The organism is Caulobacter sp. S45 (genome assembly GCF_903642205.1).
GTDB lineage: Bacteria > Pseudomonadota > Alphaproteobacteria > Caulobacterales > Caulobacteraceae > CAHJWH01.
Map to the genome: position 1 here is coordinate 1 of NZ_CAHJWH010000242.1, position 3002 is coordinate 3002.

At 70.6% G+C, this 3002-nt stretch carries 1 protein-coding gene; it reads right to left on the reverse strand.

Features of this window, described 5'->3' with window-relative positions; translation table 11 throughout:
* Nucleotides 1–155: 155 nt before the first annotated feature.
* A partial coding sequence (locus HUV06_RS15545) for an AMP-binding protein (protein ID WP_174302150.1) occupies nucleotides 156–3002 on the reverse strand: 2847 nt, incomplete at its 5' end.

The following is a 3002-nucleotide window of genomic DNA, read 5'->3' on the forward strand; positions in this document are numbered from 1 at the left end:
CCGCCCAGCCTCAATCTTGAATCATGATCCGCCCCAAACCGGAATCCCGAATCAGCATGATCCGGTCGCGCTCTAGGCCCTCGACTGCATGGTGGGCGAGGCTGTGGCCCCGCAGGCCCAGACGGTCGCCGTCGGCTGACCGCGGCGCGCAGGCGTCAGGCCGGCACCGGCGTCTTCTCCCGCGCCTGTTGGTTCATGGCGACGTAGTCCGGCTTGCCGGTCCCCAGCACCGGGAGGGTGTCCACGCCCCGCACCTCGCGCGGCAGCGACAACTCCGCCACGCCCTGCTCGCGCGCCCAGGCCTTCAGCGCGCGGGTGTCCGCTCCCCGGGCGGTGGTGAACAGGACCAGCTCCTCACCCTTGCGAGGCTCCGGCCGGGCGACGACGGCGTGCTCGGCGTCCGGCCAGAGCGCCTTGGCGTAGCCCTCCACCGCCGCCAGGGAGACCATTTCGCCGCCGATCTTGGCGAAGCGCCTGGCGCGGCCGCGGATGGTGACGAAGCCCATCTCGTCCAGGGTGCAGATGTCGCCGGTGTCGTACCAGCCGCCGTCGGGCGGCTGCAGCACGCCCGGCGAGTCGGCCATGAAGTAGCCGGCCATGACGTTGGGGCCGCGCACCACCAGCCGCCCGCCTTTCTCGATCCCTTCGACAGGGTCCACCCGGTGCTCCAGGCCGGGGAGCAGCTGGCCGACGGAGCCCGCCTGGAAGTGCATGGGCGTGTTCACAGCGATCACCGGCGAGCACTCGGTGGCGCCGTAGCCCTCCAGCAGGCGCAGGCCGAACCTGTCGTAGAAGGTGGCGCGGGTCTGGGGCCGCACCGGCTCGGCCCCGGCGAAGATGTAGCGCAGGCGGAAGAAGTCGTAAGGCGCTGCGGCGCGGGCGTAGCCGGCCAGGAAGGTGTCGGAGCCGAACAGGATGGTGGCGTTGGCGTCGTAGGCAAAGGCCGCCACCGTGCCGAAGTGCAGCGGGTTGGGGTAGAGCAGGGTCCGCACCCCGTTCAGGATCGGCAGCAGGGTCGCGCCGGTCAGCCCGAAGCTGTGGAAGATCGGGAGCGCATTCAGCACCCGGTCGGTGGGGTTGAAGTCCACCCGCGCCGCCACCTGGGCGATGTTGGCCAGGATGTTGCGCGAGGTGAGCACCACGGCCTTCGGCGCGCCCTCAGAGCCTGAGGTGAACAGGATCACCGCAGGTGCGTCGGCCTCGCGTCGGCGAGGGGCAAAACGGGCGCCGATCCGCTCGGCGACCAGGCCGCGCAGCTTGGCCGCGGTCCCGATCCCTTCGCCCACATCCTCCAGCCACACCATGCGTCGGCCCGATCCCTCCAGCTTCTCCACCACGCCCTGCAACCCGGCCTGCTCGACGAAGGCGCGGGAGGTGACGACGGTCCTGATCTTCGCCGTCTCGCAGGCGGACTGTAGGTTGGCCGCGCCCGAGGTGTAGTTCAGCATGGCGCACACGCGGCCCGCCCGCTGCAGGGCGAAGAAGGTGGCGATGGCCGGGTTCACGTTGGGCAGCATCACGCCCACCGCCTCGCCGACCTGCGTGCCGGGCGCCAGCGCGTCGCCCAGCACCCGCGCCCCGATCAGCAGCTTGTCGTAGGACAGCGGCTTGCGCTTGACGTCCTCCACGGCCGACGCCTTGGCGCCGTGCACCGCGCGGGCGTCTCGCAGGGCCTGGTAGAGGGTGCGGTCGAGATCGGCGGTGGCGAACATCATGTCGCTCATCACACCGTAGAGCCGCTCGGTGGCCAGCGCCCGGCGCTTGCGGGGGGTGGGCGCGGCGCTGAGGTCGAAGCGGACCGGCGGCAGCACCGTGATCCTGACCTTGGGGAAGAGGCGCAGGCGCTGCTTGCCCTTCATGTGGGAGAGGAAGCTGTACTGCGGCCCGTCCACCCGCACCGGCACGATCAGCGCATTGGCCTTGTCGGCCACCATGGCGGGGCCGGAGAAGACCTTCATCAGCGCGCCGGTGACGGTGATCCGGCCCTCGGGGAACATCACCAGGGTGCGGCCCTGCTGCACCGTGCGGATCATGGCCTTGGCGGAGAGCGGCTTGGTCACGTCCACCGGGAAGCTGTCGAACATCGGCAGCACCGGCTTCATCCACCAGGCGTTGTAGATGGCGGTGTGGATGGCGAAGGTCGGCCGCCCCGGCAGGAAGGCGCCCATCAGCGGGCCGTCCAGGTATGAGACGTGGTTGACCACCACCACCGCGCCGGAGCCGTCGGGCGGCATGTTCTCCACGCCGGTGATCTCCACCCGGAACAGCAGGCCGAGCACCCAGCGCGACAGCGGCTTGATCACCCTCTGGCCGCTCATCAGGGCGGCGATCAGCGCGATGACCAGGGTAGCCAGACCCATGAACGCGATCAGGCCGGAGATGCTCACCCCGAGCTTCAGCAGCACCGTCGCCACGACGATGGCGGCCACGGTGATCCCGGCGTTGACGATGTTGTTGGCCGCCAGCATGCGCGAGCGCTCCGGCGGCGGGCTGGCGGTCTGCAGGACGGCCAGCAGCGGGATCACGAACACGCCCCCGCAGATCGATATGACCGCGAGGTCGAAGGCGATGCGCCATGCGCCGGGCAGGGCCATGAAGGCTGCGATGCCGAGATCGTCGCCCCGGGCGCGGAAGCCGCCCACGGCGAAGGACAGGTCCAGCAGGAAGACGCCCAGCAGCAGCGCCGCGACCGGCGTGTAGCGCGCCGAGACCGCACCCTTCAGCAGGCGGTTCACCACCAGCGACCCCGCCGCCACCCCGATCGAGAAGATGCCCAGGAACAGCACCGCCACCTCCTGGCGGGCGTGCAGCATGCCCTTGACCAGCGGGATCAGTTCGCCGAGCAGCACCGCTCCCACCGCGTAGAACCAGGCTATGGCCAGGACCGACAGCCGGACGCGCGGGATCGCCATGGCCATCCGCACCAGCCGCCAGCTTAGACTGGGGATGTTCAGCTCGATCCGCCCGCCCGGCTCGGCCGGCGGCGCGGACGGGATCGCCAG